The organism is Amycolatopsis sp. lyj-109 (genome assembly GCF_046548995.1).
Taxonomy (GTDB): Bacteria; Actinomycetota; Actinomycetes; order Mycobacteriales; family Pseudonocardiaceae; genus Amycolatopsis.
Genome location: NZ_JAJPWR010000022.1, coordinates 89982 through 106512, shown reverse-complemented (window position 1 = coordinate 106512; position 16531 = coordinate 89982). Strand labels below are relative to the sequence as shown.

General features: G+C 72.4%; 18 protein-coding genes. 7 read left to right on the top strand and 11 right to left on the bottom strand.

What is annotated here, in order from left to right:
- Positions 1–51 precede the first annotated feature (51 nt).
- Together ACLJQF_RS37420 and ACLJQF_RS37415 are read left to right on the top strand one after the other, a co-directional pair.
- The gene (locus ACLJQF_RS37420; RefSeq protein WP_410615012.1) at positions 52–606 is read left to right on the top strand and encodes a GNAT family N-acetyltransferase; all 555 of its coding nucleotides are present in this window, start codon (positions 52–54) and stop codon (positions 604–606) included.
- Positions 603–1910: an MFS transporter gene (locus tag ACLJQF_RS37415; protein WP_410615011.1), complete on the top strand. Its 1308-nt coding sequence runs from the start codon at positions 603–605 to the stop codon at positions 1908–1910. The genes ACLJQF_RS37420 and ACLJQF_RS37415 overlap by 4 nt, the downstream gene beginning before the upstream one ends.
- Here the strand turns inward: ACLJQF_RS37415 and ACLJQF_RS37410 are convergent.
- Both ACLJQF_RS37410 and ACLJQF_RS37405 read right to left on the bottom strand, forming a co-directional pair.
- Positions 1868–3088 (bottom strand): SGNH/GDSL hydrolase family protein, encoded by a 1221-nt coding sequence (locus ACLJQF_RS37410; protein ID WP_410615010.1) that lies wholly within the window; start codon positions 3086–3088, stop codon positions 1868–1870. The genes ACLJQF_RS37415 and ACLJQF_RS37410 overlap by 43 nt on opposite strands.
- 450 nt (positions 3089–3538) lie before the next feature.
- Positions 3539–3805 carry a hypothetical protein gene (locus ACLJQF_RS37405; RefSeq protein WP_410615009.1) on the bottom strand — a complete coding sequence of 89 codons (267 nt, stop codon included), beginning with the start codon at positions 3803–3805 and terminating at the stop codon, positions 3539–3541.
- Between the two features lie 250 nt (positions 3806–4055).
- Here ACLJQF_RS37405 and ACLJQF_RS37400 point away from each other — a divergent pair, with 250 nt between their 5' ends.
- Positions 4056–6407 carry an alpha-L-fucosidase gene (locus tag ACLJQF_RS37400; protein WP_410615008.1) on the top strand — a complete coding sequence of 784 codons (2352 nt, stop codon included), beginning with the start codon at positions 4056–4058 and terminating at the stop codon, positions 6405–6407.
- 29 nt (positions 6408–6436) lie between these two features.
- On the opposite strand, the gene ACLJQF_RS37395 is transcribed toward ACLJQF_RS37400, so the two are convergent.
- Together ACLJQF_RS37395 and ACLJQF_RS37390 are read right to left on the bottom strand one after the other, a co-directional pair.
- Positions 6437–7870 carry an ArnT family glycosyltransferase gene (locus ACLJQF_RS37395; RefSeq protein ID WP_410615007.1) on the bottom strand — a complete coding sequence of 478 codons (1434 nt, stop codon included), beginning with the start codon at positions 7868–7870 and terminating at the stop codon, positions 6437–6439.
- 101 nt (positions 7871–7971) lie between these two features.
- Entirely contained in the window at positions 7972–9300 is a 1329-nt protein-coding gene (locus ACLJQF_RS37390; RefSeq protein WP_410615006.1) for a diaminopimelate decarboxylase, read from the bottom strand.
- An 82-nt stretch (positions 9301–9382) separates the two neighbouring features.
- Between ACLJQF_RS37390 and ACLJQF_RS37385 the strand changes: the two genes are divergently transcribed.
- A complete protein-coding gene (locus ACLJQF_RS37385) occupies positions 9383–10339 on the top strand; it encodes a LysR family transcriptional regulator (RefSeq protein ID WP_410615005.1) in 957 nt (318 codons plus the stop codon).
- Here ACLJQF_RS37385 and ACLJQF_RS37380 read toward each other — a convergent pair.
- Together ACLJQF_RS37380 and ACLJQF_RS37375 are read right to left on the bottom strand one after the other, a co-directional pair.
- Positions 10336–10890 (bottom strand): hypothetical protein, encoded by a 555-nt coding sequence (locus ACLJQF_RS37380; RefSeq protein WP_410615004.1) that lies wholly within the window; start codon positions 10888–10890, stop codon positions 10336–10338. The two genes, ACLJQF_RS37385 and ACLJQF_RS37380, sit on opposite strands and share 4 nt — an antisense overlap.
- Before the next feature lie 16 nt (positions 10891–10906).
- Complete coding sequence (locus ACLJQF_RS37375) at positions 10907–12196, bottom strand: NAD(P)/FAD-dependent oxidoreductase (protein WP_410615003.1); 1290 nt, start codon at positions 12194–12196, stop codon at positions 10907–10909.
- Between the two features lie 167 nt (positions 12197–12363).
- Here ACLJQF_RS37375 and ACLJQF_RS37370 point away from each other — a divergent pair, with 167 nt between their 5' ends.
- Positions 12364–12732 carry an STAS domain-containing protein gene (locus ACLJQF_RS37370; RefSeq protein WP_410615002.1) on the top strand — a complete coding sequence of 123 codons (369 nt, stop codon included), beginning with the start codon at positions 12364–12366 and terminating at the stop codon, positions 12730–12732.
- Positions 12733–12782: 50 nt separating this feature from the next.
- Here ACLJQF_RS37370 and ACLJQF_RS37365 read toward each other — a convergent pair whose 3' ends face one another.
- Genes ACLJQF_RS37365 through ACLJQF_RS37355 form a run of 3 tightly spaced genes read right to left on the bottom strand, consistent with a single transcriptional unit; the run spans position 12783 to position 13761 of the window.
- A complete protein-coding gene (locus tag ACLJQF_RS37365; protein WP_086853791.1) occupies positions 12783–13049 on the bottom strand; it encodes a DUF4235 domain-containing protein in 267 nt (88 codons plus the stop codon).
- Positions 13046–13351 (bottom strand): DUF3618 domain-containing protein, encoded by a 306-nt coding sequence (locus tag ACLJQF_RS37360; protein WP_410615001.1) that lies wholly within the window; start codon positions 13349–13351, stop codon positions 13046–13048. The genes ACLJQF_RS37365 and ACLJQF_RS37360 overlap by 4 nt, the downstream gene beginning before the upstream one ends.
- On the bottom strand, positions 13348–13761 hold the full coding sequence (locus tag ACLJQF_RS37355) for a phage holin family protein (RefSeq protein ID WP_410615000.1): 414 nt from the start codon (positions 13759–13761) through the stop codon (positions 13348–13350). The genes ACLJQF_RS37360 and ACLJQF_RS37355 overlap by 4 nt, the downstream gene beginning before the upstream one ends.
- A gap of 139 nt (positions 13762–13900) precedes the next feature.
- Here ACLJQF_RS37355 and ACLJQF_RS37350 point away from each other — a divergent pair, with 139 nt between their 5' ends.
- Both ACLJQF_RS37350 and ACLJQF_RS37345 read left to right on the top strand, forming a co-directional pair.
- Complete coding sequence (locus ACLJQF_RS37350) at positions 13901–14362, top strand: SRPBCC family protein (protein WP_410614999.1); 462 nt, start codon at positions 13901–13903, stop codon at positions 14360–14362.
- Positions 14363–14500: 138 nt separating this feature from the next.
- The gene (locus ACLJQF_RS37345) at positions 14501–14977 is read left to right on the top strand and encodes a hypothetical protein (protein ID WP_410614998.1); all 477 of its coding nucleotides are present in this window, start codon (positions 14501–14503) and stop codon (positions 14975–14977) included.
- 62 nt (positions 14978–15039) lie between these two features.
- Here ACLJQF_RS37345 and ACLJQF_RS37340 read toward each other — a convergent pair whose 3' ends face one another.
- Together ACLJQF_RS37340 and ACLJQF_RS37335 are read right to left on the bottom strand one after the other, a co-directional pair.
- Complete coding sequence (locus tag ACLJQF_RS37340; RefSeq protein ID WP_410614997.1) at positions 15040–15840, bottom strand: ANTAR domain-containing protein; 801 nt, start codon at positions 15838–15840, stop codon at positions 15040–15042.
- Between the two features lie 55 nt (positions 15841–15895).
- Entirely contained in the window at positions 15896–16417 is a 522-nt protein-coding gene (locus tag ACLJQF_RS37335; protein WP_410614996.1) for a hemerythrin domain-containing protein, read from the bottom strand.
- Between the last annotated feature and the right edge of the window lie 114 nt (positions 16418–16531).

The window sequence follows — 16531 nt, the reverse complement described above, 5'->3', positions numbered from 1 at the left end:
GGCCCGTTCGGGGTCTCGACAGCGGGCGCCCGGGCGGGCGACACTGGGCCGATGACCGGCCTGATCACCGGAAGCCGTGTCCGGCTGCGGCCAGCTGCCGCCCCGGACACCGCCCGGTTCGAGGAGATCCTGTCGCACCCCGAAGTCGCCCGCTGGTGGGCCGACGCCGAGGAGCCGGTGGCCGCCCAGGTGTCCTATCTGCTGGACCCCGACGAAGGCACCACGACCTACGCCATCGAGTACGACGACGTCGGGAACACTGTCATCGTCGGCATCGAACTCGCCTTCGAGGAGGCCGACCCGCAGTACCGCCACGCCGGGATCGACATCGCGATGCACCCGGACTTCCAGGGGCGGGGTCTCGGCTCGGACGCCATTCGCACGCTGGCCGAACACCTGTTCACGACGCGCGGGCACCACCGGCTGGTGATCGACCCGGCGGCCGGCAACGAGGCGGCGATCCGGCTGTACCGGTCGCTCGGCTTCCGGCCGGTCGGCACGATGCGGTCCTACGAGCGCGGTCCCGACGGCAGCTGGCACGACGGGCTGCTGATGGACCTGCTCGTGGACGACCTGGTCCCGGCAGCCGCACTGACCGGCTCGTGAGCGGCCGCGCGGTCGCGGCCCGGCCCTTGCGGCGGGTTGCTGTGGCGAGCGCGGTGGGGACCACCATCGAGTGGTACGACTACTTCATCTACAGCACGGCGACGGCGCTGGTGTTCGGCAAGCTGTTCTTCACGACGCTGTCGCCCGCTTCCGGCACCCTCGCCGCCTTCGCGACGCTCGGGGTCGGGTTCCTGGCCCGCCCGGTCGGCGGGATCCTCTGGGGGCACTTCGGCGACCGCGTCGGCCGCAAGGCGATGCTGGTGCTGTCACTGTTGCTGATGGGCTTCGCCACCGTGGGCGTCGGGCTCCTGCCGACGTACTCCGCGATCGGCGTCTGGGCGCCCATCCTGCTGCTCGTGCTGCGGCTGCTGCAGGGGCTGAGCGCGGGCGGCGAGTGGGGTGGGGCCGCGCTGATGGCGGTCGAGCACGCGCCCGAGGGCCACCGCGGCCGCTACGGCGCGTTCTCGCAGATCGGCGTCCCGGCCGGCTTGATCCTGGCGCAGCTGATGTTCTTCGTCCTCGGCCGCTCGCTGACCGACGCCCAGTTCGCGTCGTGGGGCTGGCGGGTGCCGTTCCTGGCGAGCATCGTGCTCGTCGGAGTCGGCCTGGTGATCCGGTTGCGGATCGAGGAAAGCCCGGTGTTCTCGCGGTTGCGGGAGGCCGAGGAGCGCAGCAGCCGTCCGATGGTCGAGGTGCTGCGCGAGCGGCCGCGGGCGCTGCTGGTGGCGTCCGGCAGCTTCATCGCCAACACCGCGATCGGGTACATCTTCCTGGCCTACCTGCTGTCCTACGGCACCTCGGTGCTCAAGATCAACCGCACCACGCTGCTGGTGGTCGTGATCGTCGGCAGCGTGACCTGGCTGGTGAGCATCCTCGTCGCGGCGGCGTGGTCCGATCGCGTGGGCCGCAAACCGGTGTACCTGGCCGGATCGGTGCTCCTGGTCGTCTGGCCGATCCCGTTCTTCCTGCTCGTGGACACGAAGGCCACGGGGTGGCTGATCGTCGCGGTGGTGGTGCTCAACATCGGCCTCGGTGCCACCTACGGGCCGCAGTCGGCGTTGTTCGCGGAGCTGTTCGAGCCGCGCTACCGCTACAGCGGGGCTTCGTTCTCCTACGCCGTGGGCGCGGTGCTGGGCGGTGGCTTCGCGCCGTTGATCGCGACAGCCTTGCAGACCGCCACGGGCACTTCGCTTTCAGTCTCGCTCTACCTGGTGGCCGTGGCGGTGCTGAGCCTGGTCGCGGTGCTGTTCATCCCGCGTGATCAGAGCCGGTCGAGCCGGACGGCGGCGGCCATCCGCTCGTAACCGGCGTCGCCGGGGTGGAGGTGGTCGCCGGAGTCGTAGGCGGGCAGCATCCGGAGCGGGTCGGCCGGGTCGCGGACCGCCGCGTCGAAGTCGACGACGCCGTCGAAGACCCCGCCGGTGCGGATGAACGTGTTCACCGCCTGGCGGGTCGCTTCGAGGGTGTCGTCGTAGACGCGCCAACCCTTGAACGGCGTGAGCGTGCCGCCGAGGACCCGGATGCCGCGCGCGTGCGCCTGGGCCACCAGCTGGCGGTACGCCGACGTGATCGCGGCCGGGTCGGTCTGGTGCGGCGTCTGCTGGATGTCGTTGATGCCCTCCAGCACGATCAGCGTCCGCACCCCGCCGACGCCGAGCACGTCGCGGTCGAAGCGGGAGAGCGCGTTCTGGCCGGCGCCGGAGCCGGGGACGTCGAGCAGCAGCCGGTTGGCGCTGATGCCGGCGTTGAGCACGCCGTAGCGGCCGTGCAGCCGGTCGGCGAGGTAGTCCGGCCAGCGGTGGTTGGCCCCGGAGGCCGAGCCGACGCCGTCGGTGATCGAGTCGCCGAGCGTCACGATCGAGGCGTCGGCGCCGCCCTGGACGTCGACGCCGGAAAGGTAGTGCCACACCGACGTCTGCTCGGTGTACGGGGCGCCGGATTCACTGGCGGCGAAGTCGCCGTCGCGGGTGAAGTACGACGTCTGCGCCGCGGCCGGGTGGTAGGTCACCGGCCCGGACTTCGCCGGCACGTACGTCGTCACGAGCAGGTTGGCGTCGGCGGGGATCCGCAGGTTCACCGGATCGCTCAAGGCCTCGGCGCCGGCGGGGACGACGACGCCCGGGGCACCGCCGAAGGTCAGGGACCGCAGGGTGCCCGGCACGGCGTCCGGCCCGGTGCCCTGGACCGCGACGGTGACGTGCCCGAAGGTCAGGGGAGCGGCGCCGAAGGCGTTCGACAGGTGGACGCGGGCGCGCCCGCCGCCGGCACTGGTGTGCACGACGTTGCGGATCGAGTAGCCCGGGTAGCCGTCCGGGGTGTTCGGGACGGCGGCCGCGGGGGCCGCGGCCCACGTACCCACCCAGCCACCGACGGCGTGCTGGGCGAGCACCGGGACAGCGCTTTCCGGGTGCGCGCTGCCGGACGTCGTCAGGAGCCCGATGCCTGCCAGGACGGCCGCGCTCACGGCCACGAATCGTCGCATGTCCTCACCGTCGCGTGCGGGTCCGCGGGGCGGCGACCGCTGATCAGGTGAGGGCATCGGACAAGATCCCGGACAGTGGTTCGCGAGACAGTGGTTTACGAGACAGCGGTTCGCGAGACAGTGGTTCGCGAGACAGGGTTCGCGAGAAATGGGGCGGGCCCGTCCGGGATTCTGGGGATGCCGGACGGGCCCGCGCGAGGTGGCCGTTGCCGCGACGGCCGCTCGCCGGGGCTACCCGGTCCCGATCGGGCGGAGGCTGGCCCGGATCGTTGCGTCGTGGTGACCCCGGAGGGCGTGTGCGAGACGCCCTCACCCCAAGCACGGCCCCCGGCCCGTCCCGGTTCAGCTCAGCCCCGAGCTTTTCTCGCCCACCCCCGGAAAAGCGTGAAGGCCACCTTCAGGAACTTGTAGTTCCTGAAGGTGGCCTTCACGGCTTTCCGAGCGGGAGGCTCAGGCTGCGGCGGCGGGCATTCCGCTCAGGGCGCGGTGTCCGGCGTCGGTCAGTTCGGCGGGCGCCCACTGGCCGGGGGCGACCAGCCGGGTGGCTCTGACCAGGCCGGCGCGGGCGAGGTCGTGGGCGGTGGTCTGGTCGCAGCACGACAGCCCGTCGACGCGGAGGTCGGGTTCGCAGCTGCAGCGGAGCTCGGCGCGTCCGTCGGCGATCGCCTTGAGCATGGCGATCGCGCGGCGGCTCAGCGCGTTCGGGACGGTGGACATCGGTCTGGCCTTTCGGTGCGGCTGGGTTCGGCGGCGAGTGCTGCAGCTCGTTACCTAGGGATACGCGGCGAACACGAGGGCGGTTCAGTTCGATCGGTCCGGTTGGCCTCTTGACACGACACGGGTCAACGAGCAGGGTCATTCATCGGATGAATCAGTTCCGCCAGCGACAGCCGGGGCCTACTGGAGTCGAATCTAGGGTCGAACTCTGTCGTCATTCCGCCGTAGTCATCCGATCCCTGGAGGTTTTGTGCCGACCTTCCCCCGCCGTCAAGCCCTCGGTATCGCCCTGGGAGGTGCCGTCGCGCTCGGCGCGGCCGGCCTGACACCCGCCGGCGCCGCCGTGCCCGTGGACGCCGCCCCCGACCGCGCCGACACCCCGATCGTCCCGCCCCCGCCACCCGTGCCGGTCACCCTCGACACCTGGTTCACCAACGACGGCATCGACAGCGCCTCGGCCACCGGCGGCGACTTCGACGGCTCGGGCTACACCTTCCCGGCCGAGCACCTGCCGGCCGGGCAGACCGTCACCGCGGGCGGCCTCCCGTTCAAGCTCGGGTCCGCGGCCGCCGGCGCGAAGAACAACATCGCCGCCACCGGCCAGCGGATCGACCTGCCGAAGGGCCGCTACTTCGTCGCCTACTTCCTGGTCGCGGCCAGCTACGGCGCGGCAGGCGGCCCGGCGACCGTGCACTACGCCGACGGCGGCACGAGCACCGGCTCCCTCTCCGGCCCCGACTGGTACACCGGCAGCGGCGCGCTCGTCTCGCCGTTCCGCTACGCACCCGGCGGCGTCGTCGACAACAACCCGGTCTCCGTGGCCATCGGCCAGGTCTGGATCGACCCGGCCCGCGAGGCCGTCGGGCTCACCCTGCCCACGACGGCGAACCCGGCGCCGAACGTCTCCAGCCTGCACGTCTTCGCGCTCACCCTGCAGCCGGCCGCGGTGGGCCGCTCGGCGCTGGTCCTGGACGGCCGCTCGACGGCCAACCTGCTGACCGACGGCGGCCCGCAGGCCGCCGAAGCGACCATCGTCAACGCCGGGACCGTGTGGCTCGGCGCGGGCGACCGGGTGAGCGTCACCGTCGACGTCCCCGGCGGCCGGACGACCGTGCCCGCGGCCATCCGCGCGCTGGCGCCCGGGGAGCAGGCGACGGTCCGGCTCGGGCTCGCCCCGAACGCGTCCGTGCCGCCCGGCACCACCACGAACGGCCAGATCCGCGTCACCGCCGGCCGCGGCACGCTCGCCACGCAGCAGGTGCCGATCACCCTCGGCGTCCCGGACTTCCGCCCGGCCGACGCGTCCCTCTCGACGCACCGCGCGCCCTACTGGTTCACCGACGCCAAGTTCGGCATCTTCATCCACTGGGGCGTGTACGCCGTGCCCGCGTGGGCGCCGGTGGGGCAGCAGTACGCCGAGTGGTACTGGCAGAACCAGCAGGACCCGAACGGCGCGACCTACGCCTACCACCGGCAGAAGTACGGCGAAAACTTCACCTACGACGACTTCATCCCGCTCTTCACCGCGGCGAAGTTCGACCCGCGCGGCTGGCTGAACCTGATCGCCGACGCGGGCGCCGAATACTACGTCCTGACGTCCAAGCACCACGACGGCTTCGCGTTGTGGGACACCAAGGTCAGCGACCGCAACTCGGTGAAGCTCGGGCCGAAGCGCAACGTCGTCGCCGAACTGTTCGCTGCTTCGCGCAAGTACACACCGCAGCTCCGCAACGGCCTGTACTTCTCCCTCCCGGAATGGTTCAACCCGGACAACCCGTGGATGGGCCACCCGCCGCGCAACCCCTACACCGGCGCGCCGCTGCCCTACACCGGCTACACCGCGGGCAAGGACTTCGTCCGCGACTACCAGGCGCCGCAGGTCCTCGAGCTGATCTCGCAGTTCGACCCCGACGTCCTGTGGTTCGACATCGGCGGCGTCAACGACAGCCGGGCCGTGCTCACCGAGTACTTCAACCGCGCGAAGAACCGCAAGCGCCCCAAGGACGTCACCTACAACGACCGCGGCGGCATCCCGGACCACGACTTCACGACGCCGGAGTACACGACCTACCCGAACACCGTGGTGGCGAAGTGGGAGGCGAGCCGCGGCCTCGACCCGTTCTCCTACGGCTACAACCGCGCGACCCCCGACGAGAAGTACATGACGGCGGAGGAGGTCGTCCGGACGCTCGTCGACATCGTCTCCAAGAACGGCAACTTCCTGCTCGACATCGGCCCGGACTTCGACGGCACGATCCCGGACGTCATGCGGAAACACCTGCGGGACGCGGGTGCGTGGCTGAAGGTCAACGGCGAAGCCATCTACGGGACCACGTACTGGTCGCGGATGGCGCAGCTCGGCGACCTGCGGTTCACGGTCAAGCAGAACGAGGCCTTCTACGTCCACTCGCTGACCGCGCCGGGCAGCCGGGTGGTGGTGGACGCGCCGGTCCCGATCCGCAAGGGTGACCGGGTGACGCTGCTCGGGTACCGCGGCACCCTGCACTGGACCGTGGAGAACGGCGCGCTGGTGATCGACGTCCCGGCCGCGGCCCGGCAGGCGGGCCGCTACACCTGGGTGTTCAAGATCGCCTGGAGCTGACGGAGGCCGGGGTCGGGGGCGTGAACCGCTCAGTAGTACTGCCGCAGCTGCGGCCACGCCTCGGACCACGGCCGCGTCAGCGTGCACAGCGAAAGCGCGACGCCGTCCTCTTCGTTGTCGACGCCCTCGGCGGTGTGGTGCTTGGCGACCAGGCGGCACCCGGTGATCAGCCGGGCCGCGGGCGAGCCCGGATGGATCCGCCCGACGAGGAGGACCGGGCCGACCAGCCGGTCCGGCGGCGGGCCCCAGTCCGCGTACGACATGTGCGGCGAGTACGGCTGCGGCAGCCCGTGCTCGGGTCCGTACCGTTCGAGCGCCCCGGCCTCGCCGTAGTTGCCGGCGAGGATCACCGCGGTGTCGCGCTCGGTGGCCGGGATCCGCTGCCACGCACCGGCGACGGTGCCGGCGAAGCCCGGCCAGCCGACCTGCTCGCCCGGTTCCTTGTTCATCGCCAGCAGCGGGCCGTTCAACGCCGATGCCGGCACCACCGGGAGTCCGATGAGGACGGACACGGCCACGCACACCGCGGCGGCCGCGCCCCCGAGCGCCCGCCGGACCGTCCCGCCCCGGCCCAGCCACCGCAGCACCGGTTCCGCGCCCAGCGCCACCAGCGGCAGCAGCAGCGGCACCGAGTAGTACGGCTTGCCGCCGAGGATCAGGAGCTCGGCGCAGACCACCGGGTAGGCGATCGCCGGCGCGCGGGCCCAGCGCAGGCCGGGGTCGCGCCACGGCCGCACCAGCCCGGCGATCCACACCGGCACCAGGACCGGCGAGAGCAGCACCAGCTGCATCGGCACGAACAGGAGGCGGTTCTCGGCGCCGTCGTCCTCGCTGATCCCGCCGGCCACGGTGAGCATCGGCCAGCCGTGCGACGCCTGCCAGAGCACCACCGGCGCGGCCAGGACGGCGGCGATCCCGACGCCGGCCGCGAGCCACCAGGTCCGCAGCACCCGGCGCGGCCCGGCCACGGCGACGCCGATGCCGAGCCCGGACAGCAAGAGCAGGACCAGCCACTTGTTCGCCAGGCCGAGCCCCGCGGCGGCACCGACGGCGAGCCACCAGCGGCCGTCGCCGGTGCGCAGCAGCCGCAGGCCGGACAGCGCGATCAGCGACCACAGCAGCACGTCCGCGGAGTTGGTCGCCAGCATGTGCGACACGACCAGGACGTAGGACGACAACGCCGTCGCGATCGCGGCGAACAGCTGGACACCGCGGTCGCCGCCGGCCTCGCGGGCGATCAGCGCGACGACCACGACGGTCGCCATGCCCAGCAGGGTCGCGATCACCCGCAGGCCGCTCGGCGTCTCGCCGAACACCGCCGTTGACGCTCGCGCGAGCCACGGCGTGATCGGCGGGTTGTCGACGTACCCCCAGTCCGGCCGGCGGCCGGCGGCGACGAAGTACAGCTCGTCACGGTGGAAGCCGTACCGCCCGGACAACGCCGTCAGTACGACGGCTTGCACGGCAACGACAATTCCCACCGGCAGCGCAGCGAACCGCGGCAGTTCCCGATCATCCCCCACAACAGCCTCCCCTCGGCGTGCCCGGGATCGTACGCCGGTGATCACGCTTCCGGGAGCGCTCCGAGGAATTCGCCGCCGGCGTCGGCGACCAGCTCGGCGAGGGTCTGCGCGCGGCGGAGCGGCGTGAACTCGACGTCACCGCGCGGCGACACGGTGAACCCGTGGACGGCCGGGCGCGGCAGCGTGTTGTAGGCGTAGTGCGCGCCGAAGTAGTACGCGCCGGTGTCGTGGGCGACGACGAGGTCGCCCGGTTCCAGCAAGGGCAGCGGCCGCTGCCGGGCGAGGAGGTCGCCGGCGAAACACAGCGGACCGGCGATGTCCTGCGCCACCTCGCGCCCCGTCTTCGGGGTGCCGGTCGCGTCGAACGCGCCGATCCGCAGCGGCCAGTGCTCCGGCTGGAGCACCGTGCGGGCGGCCACCTGGGCGCCCGCGTGCGTCACGGCGATGTGCCGGCCGCCGGCGACCTTCGTGTACTCCACCGCGCTGACGAGGAAGCCGCTTTTGGCCAGCAGGGACCGGCCGAACTCGGTGACGAACGCGTAGCGCCCGCCGGCCAGCGCCGGGACCCGGGCCAGCAGCGTCGCGACGTAGCCGGCGTAGGACGGGCCCGGCTCGTCGGAAGTGAAGTCCACCGGCAGCCCGCCGCCGAGATCCAGGCTGGTCACCTGCCGGTACCCGGCTTCGGCGTTGATCTGCTCGGCGAGCTCGTGCACCGCGGCGACGCCCTCGGCCATCAGCTCCGGCGGGCAGCCCTGCGAGCCGACGTGGACGTGCAGCCGGGTCAGCCACGGCCGGTGCGCGAAGGATTCGAGCAGCAGCCCCCGGTTTCCGTGGTCCCGCAACGGGATGCCGAACTTCGACACCGCCGTGGCGGTGCTGGTGTCGCCGATCCGGCCGGCGCCGACCTGCGGGTTGACCCGCACACCCAGCACCGAACGCGGGGGCGTCGCGCCGACCAGCCGGTCGAGCCGGGCCAGCTCCTGGAAGTTGTCGGCGTTGACCGCGGTGCCCTCGGCCAGTGCGTGCGCGAGCTCGGCGGTCGTCTTGGCGGGGGAGTCGAGCACCAGCCGCGGGCCGCGCAGGCCGGCGGCTTCGGCGACCGCCGTCTCGCCCGGGCTCGCGACCTCGGCGTCGATCCCGAGGTCGCCGAGGAACCGCAGGAGCGGCGCGAGCCCGCACGCCTTGGCGGCGACCGTGTGCTGGACGCGCCCGAGCGGCGCGAACGCCGTCGTCAGGTCGTCGACGGCTTCCCGGACGGTGGTGAGGTCGACGAACCCGGCCATCGGGGCGGCGAGCCGGCGGTCCGCGGCCGCGGCGATGGCCAGCAGCTTGCGGTCGGTGCGGGTCAGGGGCGCGCTGGTGGTGGTCACGGGATCCAGGACAGCAGCGGCGGGGGTGAACGGTCCAAGACTTCGTCCTGATCAGATCATAGGAACGCCCTATAATCACCGGGTGGACCTGCGCCGATGGCACTACTTCGCCGTGCTCGCCGAGGAGCTGCACTTCACGAAGGCGGCCGCTCGGCTGTTCGTGTCCCAGCCGTCGCTGAGCCAGCAGATCCGCGCCTTCGAGGCGGACCTGGGGGTCGCGCTGCTCGACCGCACGGGGCCGCGCTTCGCGCTGACCGAGGCCGGCCGCGTGGCCGCCGCCGAAGCACGCGACCTGCTCGACCGGCTGGACCGGGCCCGGGGCGCGATCACCGCGGCCGGCCGGGGCGACGCCGGGCGGCTGCGGATCGCCTACACGCGGTCGGCGCCCGGCCCGCAGGCAGGCGACCTGGTCGCGGCGTACCGCGCGCGGTACCCGGACGTCGAACTCGCCCTGGAGACGGGCTGGACCAGCCTCAACCTGGCGCGGCTGGCGGCGGGCGAGATCGACGCCGGATTCGTGCGGCCGCCGGTCACCGCCCCCGGGATCGAGGTCGCGGTGGTCGGGTCGGAGGAGGTCCTGCTGGTCCTGCCGTCGGGCCACCCGCTCGCGCGCAGCCGCGGCCGGGTGCGGCGCGCCGCGATCGCCGCCGAGCCGGTGGTGTTCTGGCCGCGGGAGAACGGTCCTGGCCAGTACGACGCGATCAGCAGCCAGGTCTGGCCGGGCGGGCTGCCGCCGATCGTCCGCGAAGAACCGGAGGACGAGCAGCTGATGCGCGCGGTCGCCGAAGGAGCCGGCCTCGCCGCGGTCCCGGAACACCGGGCGCGGGCGCTGCGCCGCCGGGGCGTGGTGCTGCGGCGCCTGGACGACCCGCCCCCGAGGATCGACCTGGGCCTGGCCTGGCGGGCCGGCTCGGCGTCCCCGGTGGTGCGGGCCTTCGTGGCCCTCGCCGCGGCCGGTGCGGAGGTCTTGAATGACTCATTCAGGACCTCCCAAGACCTGAATGAGTCATTCAGGACCTTGGGGCCGGGCTTGCGCTAGTTCTCGCCGAGGACCGAGCGCACCGCCGTGACGACCTCGGGGTGGCCGAGCGGCAGCGGCGGCGGGACGCGGTCTTGCGGGCCCTCGGTACTCGACGCGACCACCCGCACGTCCGTGCCGGCCTCGCGCAGCTTCGAGACGACGTCGGCGTGTTCGGCCAGCCAGGCCTCGTTGGCCTGAGCGGCGTCGCCGGAGGCGAGGAACGCGTCCGAGGCGGGGTCGACCAGCAGCAAGTGTGTCGCCGCGCCCGGGTGCCGCTCGACGAGCTGCAGCGCCTCCGCCGCGAAGGGACCGCTCGCCACCACGGCGATCTCCGGATCGCCGGGGCCGGCGTCGCCGAGCAGGTCGTCGGCTTCGGTCAGGGCGCCGCCGGCGGGCATCCGGCCCCAGAAGACGGCCCGCTTCTCCGCGAGCGGCCGCCAGGTCGCGGGCAGCTCGTCGTGCTTCCCGGCACCCGCCGGGTCGAGCACGATCACCTTGGGGCCCGACGGGTCCCCGGCGGTCACGACGGACGGGCCTTCGGAGCGGACGTGTTCGGGTTCGGCGGGCATGGGCGTTCCTTTCGGCTCAACGACGGGGGAGTTCCGGGCTGTCGGTGTCGAGCGGCACGGCGCCGGACCGGACGAGTCCCAATTGGACGGTCTGGCGGCCGAGCAGCGCCTCCAGGGCCCAGTCGGCGATCGTGCGCACGCGGTTGCCCGGCATCGCCATGAGGTGGTAACCGCGCGTCACGGCCTTCGCGGGCCGCCCGGACAGCGGGATGTGCAGCGGGTTCGCCGCGGCGGCACCGGCCCCGAGATCGACGACGAAGCCGAGGTCGTGGTGGCGGTAGGTGCGCGTGCGGCCGTGCCCGAGTGACGCCGCCACGTTGCGCCCGGCGAGCCTGCCCTGCCGCTCGGCGTGCTGGGCGGTCATCGCGGTGTACTCGCCGGGGCGGGTGAGGTCGGGCACCGCGGCCGCGTCGCCGCAGGCGAACACGTCGTCGCGGCCCGGCACGTTCAGCTGCTCGGTGACCACGAGCCGGCCCTTCGCGGTTTCGAGCCCGAGTTCGGCCACCAGCGGGTCCGGCCGCACGCCGACGCACCACACGAGCGTGCGGGCCGGTACGGCGTGGCCGTTGGTCAGCGTGACGCCCTTGGCGTCGGCGTGGTCGACCGAAGTCTTCATGAGCACCTCGACCCCGCGGGCGCGCAGCACCTGGTCGGCGGTCCGGCCGAGCCGCTTGCCGAGCTCGGGCAGCACCCGCTCGGCGACGTCCAGCAGCAGCCAGCGGATCTTCTGCCCGGCGAGTTCGGGGTGGCGCGCGGCGAGCACGTCGGTGAAGGCGGGACCCTGCGCGGCGACCTCGGTACCGGTGTAGCCGGCGCCGACCACCACGAACGTGCAGCGGGCGGCGCGCTCGGCCGGATCCTCCGCCGCGGCGGCCAGTTCGATCTGCCGCGTGATGTGGTCGCGCAGGTACAGCGCTTCCGGCACACCGCGGAACCCGTGTGCGTATTCGGGGACGCCGGGGATCGGCAGGAGCTTGTTGACGCTGCCCGCGGCGAGCACCAGCCGGTCGTACCCGATCCGGTGCTCGTTGTCCTCGGGATCGGTGTAGGCGACCTGGCGGGAATCGAAGTCGACGCCGGTGGCCACGCCGAGCACGAGACGAACCCCGCGCAGCGTTTCGGGAATCGAAACCGCGACCCGCCGCGGGTCCAGGATCCCGGCCGCCACTTCGGGCAGCAACGGCAGGTAGAGGAAATAATCCGTCGGGTTCAGCACGACGACTTCGACGTGCCGACCGAGCCGTTGCCGGACGCTTTTCGCCGCGTGGTATCCGGCGAAACCGCCACCGACGATCACGACACGCATGGATCTCCCTCCGGGCCGGATATCCGTCCCGAACGGATTACCCGAGGTCGGAGCCGGGAAACCCGCGGGGTTGACCTCACCGCCCAGTGGCGTACGGTCAGGGGGTTGGCTGTTGTTCAGACACGTGCTCCGGTCAGCGCCCCTGCAACGCTGAAATAGGGAGCGCCATGTACGACTGTTTCCGCACGATCTACGAACCGTCCGGCCTCACTGTCACCACGACCGAACGACCGGGCGGGATCACCTTGATCACCCTGGTCGGCGACATCGACGCCGCCACGGCCGGCACCCTCGACGACGCTCTCGCCACCGGTGAGCGGCTGGTCGTCGACTTGTCCCGGGTCGCTTTCCTGAGCTGCGCCGGAGTCCGGGCGCTGCTGCGGGCGAACGCCCGCACCGAACTCGCCCTCGTGCTCGGCGGCCACGCGGTCGCCCGTTCGCTCGAAGTCACCGGCGCCGACCTGACGCTGAAGATCCACCCCCGTGTCGGCGCCGCTCTCGCCGGCCTGACCCCCGAGCCCGGCCGGGAGGCGTGACCGCTTCCGCGGCCCGCCTCCCGCCGTCCACAGTGGACATAAAGGCGTGGTCAGTCGTCGCCCGGCCAGTCGCCGGTCGCCTTGCGGTAACCGACGGCACCGGCGCGTTCGGTGGCGGCCTTGACGGCACCGAAGATCGCCCCCTGCACCGCCGCCGCGATGACCACCTGCCGCCAGGTGTAGTCGCGGTCGGTGGCGTCGGGGGCGTCGTCTTCGCCGGCCACGCGGCTCCAGACCTGCTTGAACACCTGGCCGGCGAGGATGCCGCCCAGCGCACCCACCACCCAGCTCAGCGGCTTGTAGAGCGCTTTGTTCACGAGTTCCTCCGGCGCAGGATCAGGCGGATCAGGATCAGCAGGCCCAGCACCCCGGCGAAGACCGGTACCGGGTTGGCGCGGACGGCGTCGGCGCCCTGCCGGAACTTGACCGCGGTCGGCGCGTTCGTCACGTCGGCGACCTTCGCGGTCGCCTGGTCGAGCTTCTCGTCGACGTTCTCCCTGACCCTGGTCTTCACGTCGAGCTTCTGCCCGAGCGCCTCCAAGGTCTCGGTCAGCTCTTCCCGGGTGGTGTCCCGATCGAGCCGCGCCTCCTCGGCGTTCTTCGGGAAGTCCCCGCTCATGTCCGCACTCCCTGTTTCACGGTCGCCACGTCTTCGCGGACGCCGCTGATCGCCTCCTCGGGCACCGGCGGCACCCCTTGCGTCACTTCCTTCTTGCCGACGAGCGCCGCGATTCCGGCCACCACGAACAGCGCGACGGCGACGAGCACCGCCGCCAGCCAGCCGGGCACCACCAGCGCGAGCGCCAGCACGGCGGCCGCGACCAGCGTGCCGGCCCCGAGGAACGCGAACAGGCCCGCCGCGCCGAACAACCCGGCGCCGAGGCCCATCTTCTTGCCCTTGCGCTGCAGTTCGAAAACCGCGAGCCGCATCTCGTCCCGGACGAGCCGCTTGACCTCGTCGGTCAGATCCGTCACCAGCTCGCCGACCGAACGCTCGGCCGCCGCTTTCCGGTTTGCTTCTTCGATCACGGAACACCTCCTTGCCTGGTCGCCGGGTACCCGGCGAGGCCGGGGGCCAATCGCGCCGGGTTTGGCCGCTCGTGCGCCGGGTAGCCGTTGTGCGCCCTCAACGACGAGTTGAGCACCGACCATCGACGAGGAGGAGTGCATGAGCACGATCACCGAAATCGTGGACGTGGAAGTCCCCGTTTCGACCGCGTACAACCAGTGGACGCAGTTCGAGGAATTCCCGAAGTTCATGGAGGGCGTCGAGGAAATCCGCCAGGTGGACGCCACCCACACCCACTGGGTGACGCGGTTCGGCGGCGTGACGCGCGAATTCGACGCGACGATCACCGAGCAGCACCCCGAGGAGCGGGTCGCCTGGACGTCGGACTCCGGGCCGGACCACGCCGGCGTCATCACCTTCCACCGACTCGACGACACGCACACCCGGGTGACCGCGCAGATGGACATCGACCCGGAGGGCTTCGCGGAGAACGTCGCCGACAAGCTCGGCGTGCTCGACCGCCGGGTGAAGGGCGATCTCAAGCGGTTCAAGGAGTTCATCGAGGATCGCGGCCGGGAGACCGGCGGCTGGCGCGGTGACGTGGACCGCCCGGGGCACTGACCTGTCCGGAGTGAGTTGTCGCGGCGGGGGCGAGGCGGGGATCACCCGCCTCGCCCCCGCACCGCGTGACGGCGGCGTTTCCCCGCGCGACCTGCCGGGTATTCCTCCCGCAAGGTCCCCCAGGAAGGAGCGTCCGGCATGACCACGAACGCGTACCTGTCGTTCCTCGCGATCGGCGTTGCGCTGGTCCTGATAGACGGGCAGATCATCTACCGCAGCGGCCGCCGGTACCTGGAGAACTCCTACGGCGATCCGGCGGCGGGCGCTTCGATGACCCGCCTGGTCACGGTGCTGTTCCACCTCGCGACGCTGGGCGTGCTGGCGCTCGTCTCGACCATCGACATGGGCGGCAGCGACCTGCCCGGCGTGGTCGGGCGGATCGGCGTGCTGCTGCTGATCCTCGCGCTGGCCCACGCGATCACCCTCGGCGCGCTGGCCCGCATCCGTGGTGAGCAGGAGGTGGAGGCGGTCGTCCAGCGCGGCCCCCGGCCGCGGCTGGAGGCGGAGCAGCAGGGCACCACGGTCGCCCCGGTCACGCCGGTGCCGGGTCAGGACGGCCGGTACCCGGCCGCGAGCCCGCCGCTGGAGAACCGGTCCCCGTACTCCGCCCCGTAACCAGCCGCGCCGGCACACCGGGAGCGCCGCTTTCACGTGAAAGCGGCGCTCCCGGCGTGCGGTCAGCCTTCGGCGGCCGGCAGATCGACTTCGGTGTGCCGCGAGGCGAGGGTCTTCGCCAGATCGGCGAGCTTGACGTTGAGGTCCTGCGACGCGCGGCGCAGCACGTCGAAGGCCTCGTCGGCGGTGATGCCGCGGCGCTGCATCAGGATGCCCTTCGCCTGGCCGATGACGTCGCGGCCGTCCACCGCCCGGCGCAGGTGTGCCGACTCCAGCTCGGCCGACGCCACGGCCTGGGTGTGGGCCAACGCCAGTGACGCGTGCGTCGCCAGCAGCAGCGCGATGTCGATCGCCCGGACGTCGAACGCGTCCGGGGTGCGCGAATAGATGTTGAGCGCGCCGGACAGCCGCGGCGGACGGGCGTCCGGGAGCAGGGCGGTGGCCAGCACCGAGTGGTAGCCGTGGCGGGCGGCGGCCGGGCCGAACGCCGGCCAGCGCGGGTCCCGGCCCAGGTCCTGCGACCAGCCGGCGGCCGGGCCGTCCGGGCGGGCCGATTCCACGCAGGGGCCTTCCCGGTGGTCGTACTGCACCTGGTCGAGCCGCTCGGCGATCGGGTCCGTCCCGACCGGGGTGTGGAAGGTGCCATCGGCGTCCCGCAGGGTGACGCTGACCAGGTCGGCGTTCGGGACGAGCGCGATCGCGGCCCCGACGACGAGCTTGAGCACCCCGCCGACCGTCGGTGTCGCGTCGAGCAGCGTTCGCGTGAGGTCGGCGAACTGCGCCGCCAGGAGGCCCGGCGCCGGTTCACCGTCCTGCCCGAACCCGGCCCGTTCCCGGGCCCACTCCTCTTCGCCGACGCTCATGGGTCCTCGCTGTTCTGATGGTGCTGTCTTCCGGATCGGGATGCCGACTGCCCATTCAACCCGATGCCGGGGCGCGCAGGGCGGCACGGGCCCGGTCGACGAACCCCGGTCCCGGCCACAGCTGGTCGGCCTGCGGCACGCGATCGGCGAGGTCCGGGTGCGGGAGCGTCGGCGCGGATTCCCGGATTTCGACGACTTCCCGGCCCAGTTCGGCCTGTCTCTCGGGGGAGCAGGTGCGCCGGATCTCGCGCACGGCCGCGGGCCCTTCCTCGCGGACGTGCCGCCGGACGGCGCGGATCAGCCCGCCCAGCAGGCGCTCGAACCGCGTTTCCTGCGGTCCCACGCCTTCGAGCTGCCGCATCAGCTGGTCCGTTTCGGCGAGGTCGCCCTCGTCGTCGAGGTAGGGCTCTTCGGCGACGGAGTGCCGGACCAGCTCCGCGATCAGGTGATCGGCGAGGTCCTTGCGGTTCTCCGGGCTGCCCTGGCCGAGCTCGAGCTCGGTGCAGAGCCGGTCGAGTTCGCGGTGGTCGGCGGCGAGGACGGTCGTCAGGTCGGTTGCGGGTTGCTTGCCGTTCATGCACTCTCCTGGTCCGGGCTCGGGGTTCGCAGAAGGGGATACCCGCCGGTCCGGTGCCGAATCCCGTGTCGGTCACGCGTCGTCCGGGTATCCACAAGGACAACCGGGCCCCAG